Raw genomic sequence first — 14555 nt, 5'->3', positions numbered from 1 at the left:
TCTCAATGCATGCTATACGTGGAACAGAAAATACCAAAAAGGCTATCCGCGCCTATGACTGACGGATAGCCTTTTTTTCGTATATGACAGGTATATATTCAACCTGCTGCCAAACTATGCCTGTGGATTTCCCAGCTTTGTTGCCAAATTACGCAGGGCTATGCCTCGATGGCTGATAGCCTGCTTTTGTTCCAACGTCAGCTCCGCCATTGTCTTTTCAAACTCTGGCAAATAGAACAGCGGATCATACCCAAACCCACCGCTGCCTGCGGTTTCAGTCGTAATCCAGCCTTCCACGGAGCCCGTCGATTCCAACGTCTCCCCAGTCTGTGGATTATACAGAATCAAGGTACAGACGAATTGAGCCGGGCTTAGCAAAGGCTGTCCGGTATCATCACCAAGCTGCTTTGATTCCAGAACATCAAGCAGCTTGATATTGTTTTCGTGATCGCTGGCGCCTTCTCCCGCATAACGGGCCGAATATACGCCTGGCGCACCATCCAGCAAATCCACGCACAGGCCGGAATCATCAGCCAGCACAGGCAATCCGAGCACATCTCCCACCGCTTTGGCTTTTTTCAGCGCATTTTCGGCAAAGGTTGTGCCATCCTCAACGACATCAGGAATGTCTGGATAATCGTACATACTTCTGACTTCCTTGCCAAACGGCGCAAAAGCATGTGCAAATTCCCGCACTTTCCCTTTATTCTTCGTAGCGACAATGACAACCGGACCATCCAGTCGCATTAGGCCCCAGCTCCTGTACGTCCAGCACCGATCTTATCGGCAATCGGTCCGAGTACTTCTTTTTGGCGCTCGATCATTTGCAAAATCCCTTGTTCACCCAAGCTAAGCAGCTGATCCAATTCATGACGGTCAAATGGGCTTTCTTCCCCCGTACCTTGCAGCTCGACGTATTTTCCACTGCCAGTCATGACGAGATTCATGTCCACCTTAGCCTTGGAATCCTCTTCATAATTCAGATCCAGCAGCGCCTTGTCACCAACAACCCCTACGCTGACGGAAGCCAGAAAATCCGTAATAGGGAAAACAGGCAACTTGTGCTGGATCGCAATTTTATTTACTGCAATCGCCAACGCTACGAAAGAACCGGTAATGGAGGTTGTACGCGTCCCGCCGTCCGCCTGAATGACGTCACAGTCCAACGTAATCGTCCGTTCACCAAGCGCCTGCAAATTGACAACCGAACGCAACGCTCTTCCGATCAGACGCTGAATTTCCATAGTACGGCCTGTCAGCTTGCCGCGCGCAGCTTCACGCTGATTGCGGCTATGTGTCGCCCGCGGAAGCATGGAATATTCGGCGGTCACCCAGCCTTTTCCTTGACCCTTCATAAAGGGAGGAACGCGCTCTTCCACTGTAGCCGTACAGATGACTTTCGTCTCGCCAACCTCTATAAAAACAGAGCCCTCCGCGTATTTATTTACTCCTGCTGTCAATTTCATCGGGCGCAGCTCATCACCGTTTCGTCCGTTAGATCTACTCATGCTTTTTCCTCCTACGTCGTATGCAACCTGTTCTTATATGTTTATTTTACCAAAGTGTGCAGGCAAAAGCACCCCAATGACGATTCCCTGTCCTTAAAGAGGAATTTCGTTAATGTGCTGCGGCTTGGCTACAGGCTCTCCATAATTTTGATTATTTTGTCCAATCACGCTTTTCTCACCATTCAGTTCAATGCGAATCTTCGTTTTGACCGCATCATCCGAATTGTCCGCTGCTGTCAGTACGACCGATTCCAAAAATTCAGCAGGTACGGCCTCCCCTTTGGCAAACATATCATCCGAGAGTGATACCGTAATGACGTTATCTTTGGAGCGTTCTACCGATTTCAGCGCCGTCTCCCCTGTCATCACTTCCTGCAATCCATCCTTGGTCTGTGGACCTTGAATTAATTGATGTAGAGCGGACTGGACACGATCTTTTTCCGGACTGACCAGTCGTGTTACAGGTACATAATATTGTACTCCAGCAGGCGAAGATGAAGAGAAATATACGGTGACTGGACTGGAATCCAGAGGGGTCACACCATGACCGACCTCCAAATTAATCCCTACTGCGCGCGTGAGCGGATGGTCCAGTGGTGTGCCGCCAACAGGCATTTCGTTCAGCTTTTTACCATCCACCCAAATCTGCACGCTTTTAATATCGGGACGGTCGGTCAAGGTCCAAGTCAAGCTTTCCATTAATTTGCGTTCTTCCTGTGGCTTATAGTTGGCGAAAAATTTGTTAAATTCGACAACAGCCAGCTTGTTATCCTTGTCCACTGTCACACTTTTCACTTCTGTACCCTGAGGCAGTACACCTTTAAATCCTTCTGGTAATAAGCCGGCATAAGGCCCGCCCTCAACCAGTGTTTCCAGCGCCGACTTGGCATCTGCCTGTACATCGCCTGAAGCAATCGGTAAAGATACAGGGGCCAGCAAGCCGTTATGATCTTGCAAAAAAACAGCCCTCAACTGCCCGGTAGTGGCAGGTGCTTTTCCAGTTACAGCCTTAATCATGGACTGCTCTGTCGTGGACGGCGGAGGGTCAATGGACGCCGCTTCGTTGCCGAAAAGGCTGCATCCGGACAACAACAGGGGCAGGGATAGCAGCCCGGCTACAGAGGTCATACGCCATGGGTGTTTTATGTTCATAAATGAAGTTCCTCCCTAACAATTTTGTACAGATTGTACTAATATGTATACGAGCCCCGCGTAAAAAATAACTACTTTTTTAGCAGACTGGACACACTGGTCATAATTGCAGTAGAAAATTAGGATCTACACGAGGAGGGTAACTTCAACTTTATGGACAAGAAAAAAGTACCTTACAGCCTGAATAGTAAAAAGGTAGCCGATGCCACCCGTGAGTGGCTGCACAAGCGTGGTGTAAGTATGACTGAAATCGCAGAACTGGTTATGCTTCTACAGAAAAAATATTACCCGAACCTAACGATGGAAGAATGTATGGACAATGTGGACAAGGTGTTAATGAAGCGCGAGGTTCAAAATGCCGTGCTTACGGGCATCCAGCTAGATATTCTCGCGGAACAGGGGGCTCTTCTTCCCCCATTGCAGGATATGATTGAGAATGATGAGGGATTATACGGAGTGGATGAAATTCTAGCCTTTTCCATCGTCAATGTGTACGGCAGTATTGGATTTACCAATTACGGTTATGTCGATAAGCTCAAACCGGGTGTGCTGGAACGCCTGAACGATAAAAGCCTTGGGCCGATTCATACGTTTCTGGACGACATTGTGGGTGCGATTGCAGCCTCGGCCAGCAGTCGTATCGCCCATCGCAAGCAGGCAGAGCGCGAGCAGGAGCTTGGAGAAGAAAGCGCACCGAATACAACACGGTAACAATGACATGCCAGTTGCAAACAATGCGTTGGATTACAATAGATATATACAGGGTAAGAGGAGAACTAGACATGGCAGACGTAATTGCAGGATATACATTCCGTACGATGCAGGCTGATGATTACGATCAGGCCATTGAGCTGTGGAATGGCTTAGACGGATTGGGATTAAGTGAGGCCGATTCACCGGAGCGGATTGCACGATTTTTGCAGCGGAATGAAGGACTTAGCTTTGTCTGTGAGTACGCTGGAAACATCATAGGCACGATTTTAGCAGGCCATGATAGTCGCAGAGGGTTTCTGTATCATCTGGGTGTAGCCACAGAACATCGTGGTCATGGGATTGCGCCCAGACTGGTGGATAAAGCGTTATCTGCTTTGCTTAAAGAAGGTATTGATAAATGCCATCTGTTTGTGATGGAGCATAACATAGGAGGTCAACGCTTCTGGTCAGCTAACGGCTGGGGGAAGCGGAGATGGGATTTTATTATATTCGCGAGATCTGGGATAGCATCTGAACGCTTGATCTATGTAAATTAGGAACGCCGGGGCTGCTGATTCTATTGAATTAGAAGCAATCAGACCCGGCATATAAGAAATCTCAGCTTATTGAGCGGTAATCCTGATTAAAGTATAGGCTATCTTGATTCTTAAATTGCAATCAATTTTGAGGTCGTAGTGTACGTTCCACAATGTTAAGTGTGGATTGACGAGAGAAAAATCGGGATACTTGGGCTACCCAATAGTTTTGTCGACCCGATATCATATGACTGCGCCCTTTTTCAAATGCTCTCAAGGCATTATTGACGACAGTCTGGGGTGTTTCTCTGGAACCTACAGAGGCTTCACTGGAGCCTACCACATCAAAAAATGAGGTTTCGGTTGCACCTGGACAGAGGGCGAGCACTTTGAGTCCTCGTTTTCGATTTTCGGCCCACAGCGCCTCGCTAAACGAAAGTACGAATGCTTTGGTTGCTCCATATACGGCCATATAGGGATCAGGCTGAAATGCAGCGGTGGATGAAACATTGATGAGTCCCCCATCCCGGTTACGCAACAAATCAGGCATAAATGCATGTGTGATATCGACTAAAGCAGCCACATTGAGCATCACTTCCTCATGCTGTCTTTCTCCTGAAACCTGCTCAAAGTACCCGTAGGTGGCAAAACCGGCGTTGTTAATCAGAAGATCTACCTTGAGTTGTTGATTTTGAACCTCCTGATGCAATGTTTGGGGAGCTCCCGATGAGGATAGATCGAGCGCAATCACCGTAGCTTTTACGTTATATTTAGCGGAGAGTTCTTTCGCCAGTGCTTTTAGCTTTTTTTCATTGCGCGCTACCAAAATGAGATTACATTGCTTAGCCGCGAGCGAATAGGCAAATGCCTCACCAATCCCGGATGAAGCCCCTGTGATGAGTGCTGTTTTGTTTGCATACCTAAACATGATGATGACCTCCATAGTATCGTCGTTTTATTTGAGAAACACTGTTACCACTACTCTATAATGAACTGAAGCCATCACGATGACGACCTCAGTACACTTCATATTTACGCTGGAGATGAAGAGGGTTTACATACATCGAGCGTATTCTTCAGTGTAAATGCATACACCTCTTGGGCCATGTCCACAGTCAAAAAATGACCTGCAAATTGTAGATGTATCACCCCGTGTAAAGCTGACCACAGCATTCGGACAACCAGCAGTGGGTCCTGTTCTTTCAGTGCTCCCTGCTCCATAGCATGTATGACGGTTTGTAAGATTCGCGATAATGCCGTTGTGGTACCCTCCAAGCTCTGTTCATCCGGCTTAAAATCAGATAATGCCCCGCCAAACATCATTTTGTAATAGGCTGAATGAAGCCGCGCAAATTTCCAATATGCCCAGCATAAAGCTTCCAGATCAGCGAGTACGTTTTTCGTAACAGGTACTTGTTCAAAGGTTTCAGCCAATAGCCGGCATCCATCCAGATACATTTCATTGGCAAGACCGTCCTTACTGCCAAAAATACTGTAAATGATCTTGGTGGAACAGCTTAATTTCTGTGCAACTCGCCGTACAGTCACTGCCTCAGGCCCTTCTTCTGCAAGAAGGATGCATGCCGCATCAATCACATTTTTACGGAGCAATTGTTGCTGCTGTAGCTTCACCTCAGAATAGGTTTTATAAGGTTGCGATGGCTCAGACATCGTTCAATGCACTTCCTTTATTCATCTCAGAAACACTGTTTCCTTATAGAATCATAGTATTCCATCCCTAAATGTTTGTCAAATAAAAAAGAGCGCAACATAAGTAGATACACTTACTGCGCTCTGGTTGGATGTTAAAAATGAAGCTATGTTTTGCGTTCCACGATCAATAGGCAATGCCCACCCTTGTGCGGATAAAATCGCAACTTGTCCATTGACGATAGGTAAAATCAGCTGTATCCGCAGTGGAAATTTGTGAGCCGTCTTCAGGCAGAAAATCTTTTTCCACGCGATATACACCTGTACGTCCGCCATCTGGCAAATAGGTTGGACATACGACTGTCCAATCTAGTGCCGATTCACGCAGCAATTCGTACACTCGCCGATGCTCCTCGGCCGCGCGGGTGCTGCGTCGCCGGGTATCGGAGGACTCGTACCGATACAGACTCGGTTCGGTCCGGCTTTGCAAAATCCCTGCCGTTCCTACCGTTATGAGTCGGTGAATGGACTGCTCCTGCATCAGCCGGATCAGCAGACCTGCACTAACGGATAAGGTGGTGGTTCCATCTGTATTCAGCGCACTGATCACAACTGTTGGCCCGCCTTTCAGCGCTTGTGCTACGTCCTCCGCGTTGGTGGCATTACCTTGTACAATTTGCAGCTGTGTCCCGTATTGGGATGCGAAATCCTCCAACTTGTCCGGTGAACGAACTAGGACGGTTACGGTATGACCATCCGCTAACGCATATTCTAATATAAAACGGCCCACACGTCCGGTAGCTCCCAGCAACAGCAAATTCATAAAAGCCTCTTCCCCGGCATACATGCCGTTCATGTTGTTCTGTCATGTTGCATTGTCATATCACTATACTCGCTCGTTAACTCCACGCCATTATTGATAGCAAAGAGGATAAAAGCGAGTGATGGGACTCGTCTCGCTCATAGAGGCTCGTTCACGGCGCACCAGCTCCACCAGGTGGGCCAGTGTCTCAGACATGGCAAACCTTAGCTGGTGAATCCCCAGCTTGTCGCCGAACACGGCAATGCACAGCTCATAAGCTGTGCTGCCTTCCGGTTGGACGAGCTGCAAGAATTTGTCCAGCCGTTCTTCATGATGCGCCAGCAATGCTTGCGTCCGTTCGCGAAAATATCCAAACGGATTGCGATGCCCGGGATATGTCCATGCCACCTCTAGCTCACCTAGGCACTGCAAGCCATCTATATAAGACTTCAGCGGCTGGGCGTCACTGCCCGGCAGCAGGCTGATATTAGGGGAAATCTGCGGCAGCACTGCGTCACCGCACAGAATAACGCCGCTATTCGGCTCATATAAGGACACATGTCCAGGCGCATGCCCTCCAGTCTCTACGGGCATCCAGCTGCGTCCGTCTAATTCCAGACGAGCGTCTATTCCGGTAGGAATGAAGGTAATCTCAGGCTGCGGATTCACTTGCAAATAAGCCTGCCGCATATGTAATTCCAAGGCTGATACCTTTTCCAAAGGAAAGCCATGCTGGACAAAAAAGCTGGGCAGCCTTTTCTCCATAGCGGTCGTCGATTCTGGAGCGTCCCACATCATCCTCGCTTCCTGATGGCTGCGAGCTGACATATGTACGCGAGCCTGACCTTGCTGCTGCATCCACCCCGCCAGTCCATAATGATCGGGGTGATGATGAGTCACCACAATGTCTGAAATATCCTCAAAGGACATTCCCAGCTGTTGGAAGACATATGCCCATTCCGCCTCTGTATCCAGATTGCGCGGACCTGGGTCTACAATTGTAAAACCGTGCTGTCCCTTGAGCACATAGCTATTCACCCAGCGCAGCGGAAAGGACATGGATATTTTGACCTGAAAGCCTCCGTCTATTCGCTCACACGGCGTAAGCTCTGGCAATTTCATGGCTTCCCCTCCGGCCTTCTGTTTCAAGCCCGCACACCGACAAAAATCATTCGGGGCGAAGCATCTTCTATATATTGATCTTCATCATAACTTCCGTGCACCTGCTCTACGGATAGCCCGGCTTGTTCTAGCAATCCACGGAACTTTTCATACGGATATAGCTTTACTCGCTCATAGTACACACGCGCAGGTTGTGCGTCAGCATGAGTGGCATCCAGCTCAGAGGCTGCTTCTGTGGTCGTCACAGATGCGGCTGACCGGATGGCAATTTGCTTTTTCACAAATCCATCTTCAATGACCCGATGCTCCTCAATCCAAGATCCCTCATCCTCCCGGGACGAATGCGGTACCAAATGTGCAGCTACGTAGGAAGGGTTCAAATAATCTATAATAAAACGACCTCCCGGTTTCAACAGCCGATAAATTTCCTTTAATACCCTAAGCTGCTCCTCATCCTTCTCAAAATAACCAAAGGAGGTAAACAAATTGACCACCGCATCAAAGCTTTCATCCAGCGGCACCGCTCTCATATCCCCTTGATGCCAGCTTACCCGCCCTTCGGAATCCGCCGCATGCGCCTCTCTCAGCAGTACATTGGACAGGTCCACACCCGTCACCTTATACCCTGCATCGGCGAGCGCAAGCGAATGACGTCCCATCCCGCAGCATAAATCCAATACGCTGGAACCTTGCGGTAATTTGAGCCAGGAGATCATTTTTTGCACTTCCTGATAGGCTCCCTGAAAGTCGCGATGCTTGTATACCAATAAATAATCTTCCCCAAAGCTTTGCTCATACCATTCTGCCATATCGTTTCTCCTCCATGAACTCATTTCGCTCTATTACATACTATATTAGCTTTTTCAAACTGGAAACTCAAAAACATTACGAATAAGCATTTTGCAAAAGCACCAAGCTTCCTGACATGAGAGCATGTTACAATAACCGTATTTGAGCTTAAATAATCATAGAAACTTCATACCCACTTCATGTGATTTATCCCATTTTATCATTAAAATGAATCATGGGAATGCCTTTAGAGAGGTTTCATGCAGGAAAGGAGCGGCAAAGTATGATTCAAATTGGACTGACGGGTTGGGGCGATCACGATGACTTGTATCCAACGGGCACTAAAGCTAACCAAAAACTAAGTGTCTATGGAAGCCATTTTCCCGTAGTAGAGATGGATAGTTCTTTTTATGCGGTACAGCCTACGGATCGTATGGCACGCTGGGCGACGGAAACTCCAGACTCCTTTTCATTTCTCGTCAAGGCCTATCAAGGCATGACCGGCCATACCCGCGGCAAACAGCCTTACTTCAAAACCATTGATGCGATGTATGAAGCGTTGCACGCATCCATACTGCCTCTTCGCGAAGCGGGCAAGCTCAAAGCTGTGCTGTTTCAGTACCCCCCCTGGTTCGACTGTACACGTGAGAATGTCGCCATATTGCGAGACACGAAAAATAGGATGGGAGAGGTCCCATCCGTACTTGAATTCAGACATCAAAGCTGGTTCACACCAGAATTTCGGAAGCAAACGCTGGCATTTATGCGTGAAGAAGGCTGGATACATAGCGTATGCGACGAGCCGCAGGCAGGCCCCGGGTCAGTTCCCATTGTACCGCTGGCTACAGACAGCAACCTGACCATCGTACGTCTCCACGGACGGAACATATCAGGCTGGAATCAAAGCTCGGCACCTAATTGGCGGGAGGTTCGTTATCTGTATCGGTACAATGAACAAGAATTGACCGAATGGAAAGACAGATTGCTGGAACTGGAGCAGCAAAGCCGTGAGGTATGCGTTATATTCAACAACAACTCAGGTGGAGACGCCGCTGTCAACGCCAAGCAACTCATGACCATCCTGGGCATGGAGCCTAGACCTTTTCCACCTCGCAAGCCACCTGAAGCGGATCAAGGGCCGGAACAGCTTGAGCTATTTTGACGGCCGGGCTGTGGGTGAAAGTTTGGGCATAGCCTCTCTGAGCTTGCGTTCGTTATCCAGCAAATGCGGGTCATCTGGCAAATAACGTAAAGCGACTTGGTTGTGCTCATATGAATCTTCCAGCTTACCTACATGGGCGTAGCAATGACTGAGTCGTACATGAGGTAACCAAGAGTAGCATGGCAGTGGGACAGGTCTCATACCAGGAAGGTGATGCTGTTGCTCCAATGCTCTTTCATACCAGTATGCGGCAGTACTCCATTCATTTCTTGTGAAAAACCAGTCCCCGATCATGCAGCACAGGTCTGCTTGCGGTACCCCGTATCGAAAAGAGCGTAACAGACGATCCAGCTGTTGTTCGGGCTTCCCGAGATGGAGATAGCATTCAGCCGCTCGCGCACAAGCAGTAATGCGATCCTCCTGGTAGCCGCTCGGCTCCTCCAGCAGATGGTCGAAGCCCTCTGCGGCCTCGGCATATTCCTTACGGTCAAAGCATTCATTGGCGTGAAAATACAGCAGACGCCCTTCCAGCTTGCCGCTTTCGCTGATCCACCGGGCGAGAATACGCTGGTTACGGAGCGTATGGTCTTGCATTCGGCGATGTGTCACTGCCACATCCGCATGCACGGTTTGCCCCTGAGGTATCACCAGATCCTCATGCAGACGCCCTTCCCAGCGGTATTGTCGCTCCCGCTTCACAAGGCGAATACGGCGTGAGCTGAACAACGGTTCACCCCGCTCACCCTCTGCCAAGTGAAGTGGCATCACCACCGCGTCGATATTTTCGGACAAACGCTGTTTTAAGGAACGAAGACGTTCACGATCGGGTTCCAGCAGCACATCATCCGCATCCAGCCACATGATATAGGAACACGTTGCCTTGTCAAACGATTCATTACGAGCGGCTGCAAAATCGTCCTTCCATTCAAACGTATATATCCGATCCGTATAGCGGGCTGCTATCGTCTTCGTCTCATCCGTTGATCCTGTGTCCACAATGATGATTTCATTCATCAGGTCTGCGACCGAATCCAGACACCGGGACAGTGTTAACTCCTCATTTTTTACGATCATGCACAAGCTGAGGGTCATTGGATGCTCATTCATGACTTCACGTCATCCCCTTTACCGTTGGCTGACTCTTCCGTTGTTTTTCCGGTAGACTTGCCATCAGTATATGCACCTCTCCTCTCAGCCTGCGTCTTGTCTATCTGTTCGACATGCGTAACCCTTTCCAACAGCAATAGTTGTTGCTCCAGTTGTCGGATTCGCTGTACCGCCTTGTCGAGTGCAGCCTTTCGCTGATTCATTTTGCGAACATGCTGCTGCTCTACCCGTCGAAACTGCTCCTCATCCAGTTTCATCCACTCATTCAGTTGCTCTGCCCCTGGCATAGCCTCATGCAGCTCTTTTGGCTTCTTGTGACCTGCAAAGCACAAATATTTATGATGTACCTCCAGCGTTTGTTCTTTAAAGTAAGGATACAGCACACGGGAGAGACTTCCGGCATAGTAAGTCCGTTTGTGATCGTGAAATGGATGATATCCATAAGGTACAGACAGGACGAGCGTCCCCTTTTTATTCAACAAGCGGTAAGCATGGGCCAGCAGGGTGTCGGGATGCGCAAAATGTTCCAAAATCTCTCCTAAAATAATAGTGTCAAAACCACCGGGAGGACGTTCAAATTGTGAAATGTCCTTTAACTGAAAGTGGACTCGTCCCCTGACGGGTGCAGATTCCTGACGAAGTTCTTTTTTTGCATAATAAATGCTGTCTTCTTCCAAATCAATCGCCGTTACCTCAAAGCCTTCCCGCGCAAGCAAAATGGACGTTATTCCCTGACTGCATCCAACATCCAGCACGGTACGACCCTGTACATGGCGACAAATCCAGTGAATTCTATTGCGGGTGGCTTCATGAGATTCCTCTGAATTAATCTGTCCGTAATAACGTTCGTTTACCTGATCACGGTTAGCCAACAGCGGCGCCCCCTCCGTCACCAGGATGCCCCAAAATCACGACATGTCCACCTGTGCAATGTGCAGTCGCATTACGTGTATCGAAGACCAGCCGAGCATGGTCAACCAACTGTTGGTAGTTCACCACAGAATGGTCTGTCGTGATGACCACAATATCTGCACTTTCCCACAGCTGGGCATTTGCCGTCCGAGATGGGATTTCTTCACCGTTCAGCTTAAAACTCGATACATACGGGTCGGTGAAGCTAACCGAAGCACCCATTTTTGTTAGATGCTCGAACAGGACAAGAGCCGGGGATTCCCGAACATCATCAATGTCCTTTTTGTAGGCTACACCTGCCAGAATGATGTTGGCCTTGTTTATGGCTTTCCCTTCCTGAGCTAGCATGGATTCGATTCGCTCCGCGATATACAGTGGCATACGCCGATTCATGCGGTCTGCCAGATCCACGAATTCCAGCGGAAAACCGTGCTGCTCCGATTTCCACGACAGGTATAGCGGATCAACCGGGATACAGTGTCCTCCAATGCCTGGTCCTGGATAGAAAGGCATGTAGCCGAACGGCTTGGTTGCCGCTGCATCCAGTACCTCCCATATATTGATGCCAATTTTCTCACACGCCGCTGTCAGCTCATTGACCATTCCAATGTTGACACTGCGAAACGTATTCTCAAACAGCTTGGCGGCTTCAGCCACAGTTGTCGAGCTAACCGGAACAATCTGATCCAAAAAGGATCCGTAAAAACCTGCTCCTGCTGCCAGACAATCTGGTGTGCAACCGCCGATCACCTTAGGGGTGTTGCGAATGTTAAAATGGACGCTACCCGGATCGACACGTTCCGGTGAAAAGCACACATAAAAATCCTGACCCACTGTCCATCCCCTGCGCTGCTCTATCACTGGCCGAATCAGTTCTTCGGTCGTTCCCGGATAGGTGGTACTTTCCAGAATCAACAGCGTTTGTCTACGCAAATGAGGTATGGCCTGATCAATGGCTGTCTCAATATAGGACGTATCTGGTTGATGTCCGTCCGTTAGCGGCGTAGGCACACAAATCACGACGATATCCGCATGCTCCAGCACCTTCATATCCGTAACTGGATGCAATTGCTGCCCGATCAGACCTTCCAATGCATCATCGCCAATATCTATGATGTACGACTTTCCTTGAAGCAACTTGGCTACTTTGACAGAATCGGAATCCACGCCATATACATCATAACCGGCCTTTGCCATTTCCACTGCCATGGGCAGCCCTACATAACCGAGGCCGATCACTGCCACCTTTACCGTTCCTTTTGTGATTCTTTCCATAAGCTGCAAAATACCCACCTCTTTCATCGTTACTCCATACCTTGCAGTAACTCAGCAATTCCAGCGCGATCCATTAACTCATCGTCCGAACGATATTGTTCGAAGTTTACCCGCTCCAAGCCACCATATTGACTCAACAAACGCTTGTCTGCTTGCTGGGGAAGAATAACAAAATAACGATCATCATAGCGATACGTGTGCGGCACCTCATAGGGTGAAATCAGCACCTCATGCAGCTTTTCCCCACCACGTATACCAATTTCCTTCACTTTTAACTTAGGCTGTCCCGCCTGTTCCTTCATCACTTCTGCCAAATCCGCAATATTGCAACCCTTCATTTTCATGACTAGCGTCTCTCCACCAATCGCCGTAACAGAAGCCTTCAGCAGCAAGCCAATCGCCTCTCCGAGCGTGAGGAAAAAACGTGTCATATCTGGGCTCGTCAGCGTTAAATCCTGACTTTCCGCGATCTGGCGTTTGAACAGGGGCACGACACTTCCACTCGTCCCTAGCACATTGCCGCCGCGAATACACACAAAGCGAGTACGCTCATTTAAGGCGTTGGCGCGGATCATCAATCTTTCGCCAATCGCCTTCGTCATCCCATATACATTCACCGGGTCTACCGCCTTGTCTGTAGAGACATCAATGACCTTGGCGACTCCCTGCTCTATGCTGGCCCGAATCACATTTTCCGTACCATGTACATTCGTCTTGAAAGCCTCTTCCGGCTGCTTCTCACACACAGGAACATGCTTTAAGGCCGCCAAATGGAACACATAATCTATCCCGCGACAAGCCTCCTGCAATGCCTGAAGGTCCCGAATATCTCCAATCATGAAATTCAGCCGGGGATCAGACTGGAATTGCCGCTGCATGGCAATCTGTGCAAATTCACCGCGTGAAAAAATACGAATTTCCGCTGGTCCCTCCTTCAGCAATTCAGCCGTCAGGCGTTGCCCCCAAGATCCCGTTCCTCCGGTCACCAGCAGTTTTTTTCCTTTGAACAATATAATCTCCTCCTGACCGTTACGAATTGGCAATGCCTGTGCCCAAAAATTCAGCCAGCACCGCGTTCATTTCATTTTCTGAGAGTCGATCCTTTGCCGGCACCTTTTTCACCGATGTATTGGCGGCATGAATGACATTCACATAGTTGCGAAGCGGAATCACCTCATGCGGCAGCTCCGTTACATATCCGTGTGTGCCTTTCCCAGGAATAACGACACGGTAATCATTCAGAAATTCCTCTACTTGATAGCGGAACACATAAAAGGAAGGCGAGTGGTGAAACACAGGTGCCATCTGCCCCTCAACCGCATTCCACAAGTAACCCAATTGATTTACCAGCGCAACCGTATCCGGTTGAAACTTGTAGCCATGTAATTGTTGTACAAAGGATTGGTGATACAAATCGTCGGAATCTATTCGAGCAATAAGCAGTTCGTCCGCTCCTTCGATGTACGCATTGATACGACGTTTACTTTCGATGCTCGTACCAAAACGGATGTGCTCAGGAATGGGCTCCCGTTGAGCCAGTTCCTCTTCCACAATGTCGCTGCATCCACCCGCCAGCTTGACGACAGATAAAAAATCCGTATTTGTCTGATTGAGCAGACTACGCAGCGTAAAGGTTCTGAATATATCCAGTCGCTCGCTGATCCACTCACGTGTCAGGCGGTTGGGATTCATCCCATAGTTATTAAAATTAATTTCAATCACAATCTTGCGATTCATTGATCTTCCTCCCTTTCATCCGTCTTCTCTCAAGTTATGAAGACGCTTCTGAAACGGCACGTACAGATGCAACAACTCTCGCAAAAATAGGTAGAATCGAAAAAGAATAG

16 protein-coding genes are annotated in these 14555 nt (G+C 48.8%); 3 read left to right on the top strand and 13 right to left on the bottom strand.

Going from position 1 to position 14555, the window contains the following annotated elements:
- Positions 1-114: 114 nt before the first annotated feature.
- The 3 genes from C400_RS0114195 to C400_RS0114185 all read right to left on the bottom strand — a co-directional run bounded on the left by C400_RS0114195 (position 115) and on the right by C400_RS0114185 (position 2660).
- Positions 115-747, bottom strand: coding sequence for an XTP/dITP diphosphatase (locus tag C400_RS0114195; RefSeq protein WP_013372746.1), 633 nt, complete (start codon positions 745-747; stop codon positions 115-117).
- Entirely contained in the window at positions 747-1508 is a 762-nt protein-coding gene (gene rph, locus C400_RS0114190; protein ID WP_016818533.1) for a ribonuclease PH, read from the bottom strand. Before rph ends, C400_RS0114195 begins: the two co-directional genes overlap by 1 nt.
- Before the next feature lie 93 nt (positions 1509-1601).
- Positions 1602-2660, bottom strand: a complete 1059-nt coding sequence (locus C400_RS0114185; RefSeq protein ID WP_017427375.1) for a GerMN domain-containing protein — start codon at positions 2658-2660, stop codon at positions 1602-1604.
- Positions 2661-2813: 153 nt separating this feature from the next.
- Between C400_RS0114185 and C400_RS0114180 the strand changes: the two genes are divergently transcribed.
- Both C400_RS0114180 and C400_RS0114175 read left to right on the top strand, forming a co-directional pair.
- A complete protein-coding gene (locus C400_RS0114180) occupies positions 2814-3371 on the top strand; it encodes a phosphatidylglycerophosphatase A family protein (RefSeq protein ID WP_016818531.1) in 558 nt (185 codons plus the stop codon).
- 71 nt (positions 3372-3442) lie between these two features.
- A complete protein-coding gene (locus C400_RS0114175) occupies positions 3443-3910 on the top strand; it encodes a GNAT family N-acetyltransferase (protein ID WP_017427374.1) in 468 nt (155 codons plus the stop codon).
- 121 nt (positions 3911-4031) lie between these two features.
- Here the strand turns inward: C400_RS0114175 and C400_RS0114170 are convergent, their stop codons facing one another.
- The 5 genes from C400_RS0114170 to C400_RS0114150 form a co-directional block, all read right to left on the bottom strand.
- On the bottom strand, positions 4032-4817 hold the full coding sequence (locus tag C400_RS0114170) for an SDR family NAD(P)-dependent oxidoreductase (protein WP_016818529.1): 786 nt from the start codon (positions 4815-4817) through the stop codon (positions 4032-4034).
- Positions 4818-4921: 104 nt separating this feature from the next.
- Positions 4922-5560 (bottom strand): TetR/AcrR family transcriptional regulator, encoded by a 639-nt coding sequence (locus C400_RS0114165; RefSeq protein WP_016818528.1) that lies wholly within the window; start codon positions 5558-5560, stop codon positions 4922-4924.
- A 166-nt stretch (positions 5561-5726) separates the two neighbouring features.
- Entirely contained in the window at positions 5727-6362 is a 636-nt protein-coding gene (locus tag C400_RS0114160; protein ID WP_016818527.1) for an NAD(P)-dependent oxidoreductase, read from the bottom strand.
- A gap of 90 nt (positions 6363-6452) precedes the next feature.
- Positions 6453-7463, bottom strand: coding sequence for an MBL fold metallo-hydrolase (locus tag C400_RS0114155; RefSeq protein WP_016818526.1), 1011 nt, complete (start codon positions 7461-7463; stop codon positions 6453-6455).
- Positions 7464-7486: 23 nt separating this feature from the next.
- Complete coding sequence (locus tag C400_RS0114150) at positions 7487-8272, bottom strand: class I SAM-dependent methyltransferase (protein WP_017427373.1); 786 nt, start codon at positions 8270-8272, stop codon at positions 7487-7489.
- A gap of 263 nt (positions 8273-8535) precedes the next feature.
- Here C400_RS0114150 and C400_RS0114145 point away from each other — a divergent pair, with 263 nt between their 5' ends.
- Entirely contained in the window at positions 8536-9414 is an 879-nt protein-coding gene (locus C400_RS0114145; protein ID WP_017427372.1) for a DUF72 domain-containing protein, read from the top strand.
- Here the strand turns inward: C400_RS0114145 and C400_RS0114140 are convergent.
- Genes C400_RS0114140 through C400_RS0114120 form a run of 5 tightly spaced genes read right to left on the bottom strand, consistent with a single transcriptional unit; the run spans position 9406 to position 14445 of the window.
- Positions 9406-10521, bottom strand: coding sequence for a tetratricopeptide repeat-containing glycosyltransferase family 2 protein (locus C400_RS0114140; protein ID WP_017427371.1), 1116 nt, complete (start codon positions 10519-10521; stop codon positions 9406-9408). The two genes, C400_RS0114145 and C400_RS0114140, sit on opposite strands and share 9 nt — an antisense overlap.
- The gene (locus tag C400_RS0114135; RefSeq protein WP_017427370.1) at positions 10518-11393 is read right to left on the bottom strand and encodes a class I SAM-dependent methyltransferase; all 876 of its coding nucleotides are present in this window, start codon (positions 11391-11393) and stop codon (positions 10518-10520) included. Before C400_RS0114135 ends, C400_RS0114140 begins: the two co-directional genes overlap by 4 nt.
- On the bottom strand, positions 11386-12735 hold the full coding sequence (locus C400_RS0114130; RefSeq protein ID WP_017427369.1) for a nucleotide sugar dehydrogenase: 1350 nt from the start codon (positions 12733-12735) through the stop codon (positions 11386-11388). The genes C400_RS0114135 and C400_RS0114130 overlap by 8 nt, the downstream gene beginning before the upstream one ends.
- A gap of 2 nt (positions 12736-12737) precedes the next feature.
- Entirely contained in the window at positions 12738-13718 is a 981-nt protein-coding gene (locus C400_RS0114125) for a polysaccharide biosynthesis protein (protein ID WP_017427368.1), read from the bottom strand.
- A gap of 19 nt (positions 13719-13737) precedes the next feature.
- A complete protein-coding gene (locus C400_RS0114120; RefSeq protein ID WP_017427367.1) occupies positions 13738-14445 on the bottom strand; it encodes a glycosyltransferase in 708 nt (235 codons plus the stop codon).
- Between the last annotated feature and the right edge of the window lie 110 nt (positions 14446-14555).

Source organism: Paenibacillus sp. ICGEB2008, from assembly GCF_000307675.1.
GTDB lineage: Bacteria > Bacillota > Bacilli > Paenibacillales > Paenibacillaceae > Paenibacillus > Paenibacillus polymyxa.
This window is presented reverse-complemented; position numbering and strand designations above follow the sequence as displayed.

Coding starts and splice junctions, on each gene's coding strand:
- C400_RS0114180 (WP_016818531.1), top strand. CDS start 2,814: ATGGACAAGAAAAAAGTACCTTACAGCCTGAATAGTAAAAAGGTAGCC.
- C400_RS0114185 (WP_017427375.1), bottom strand. CDS start 2,660: ATGAACATAAAACACCCATGGCGTATGACCTCTGTAGCCGGGCTGCTA.
- C400_RS0114155 (WP_016818526.1), bottom strand. CDS start 7,463: ATGAAATTGCCAGAGCTTACGCCGTGTGAGCGAATAGACGGAGGCTTT.
- C400_RS0114195 (WP_013372746.1), bottom strand. CDS start 747: ATGCGACTGGATGGTCCGGTTGTCATTGTCGCTACGAAGAATAAAGGG.
- C400_RS0114130 (WP_017427369.1), bottom strand. CDS start 12,735: ATGAAAGAGGTGGGTATTTTGCAGCTTATGGAAAGAATCACAAAAGGA.
- C400_RS0114140 (WP_017427371.1), bottom strand. CDS start 10,521: ATGAATGAGCATCCAATGACCCTCAGCTTGTGCATGATCGTAAAAAAT.
- C400_RS0114165 (WP_016818528.1), bottom strand. CDS start 5,560: ATGTCTGAGCCATCGCAACCTTATAAAACCTATTCTGAGGTGAAGCTA.
- C400_RS0114150 (WP_017427373.1), bottom strand. CDS start 8,272: ATGGCAGAATGGTATGAGCAAAGCTTTGGGGAAGATTATTTATTGGTA.
- C400_RS0114120 (WP_017427367.1), bottom strand. CDS start 14,445: ATGAATCGCAAGATTGTGATTGAAATTAATTTTAATAACTATGGGATG.
- C400_RS0114145 (WP_017427372.1), top strand. CDS start 8,536: ATGATTCAAATTGGACTGACGGGTTGGGGCGATCACGATGACTTGTAT.
- C400_RS0114170 (WP_016818529.1), bottom strand. CDS start 4,817: ATGTTTAGGTATGCAAACAAAACAGCACTCATCACAGGGGCTTCATCC.
- rph (WP_016818533.1), bottom strand. CDS start 1,508: ATGAGTAGATCTAACGGACGAAACGGTGATGAGCTGCGCCCGATGAAA.
- C400_RS0114160 (WP_016818527.1), bottom strand. CDS start 6,362: ATGAATTTGCTGTTGCTGGGAGCTACCGGACGTGTGGGCCGTTTTATA.
- C400_RS0114175 (WP_017427374.1), top strand. CDS start 3,443: ATGGCAGACGTAATTGCAGGATATACATTCCGTACGATGCAGGCTGAT.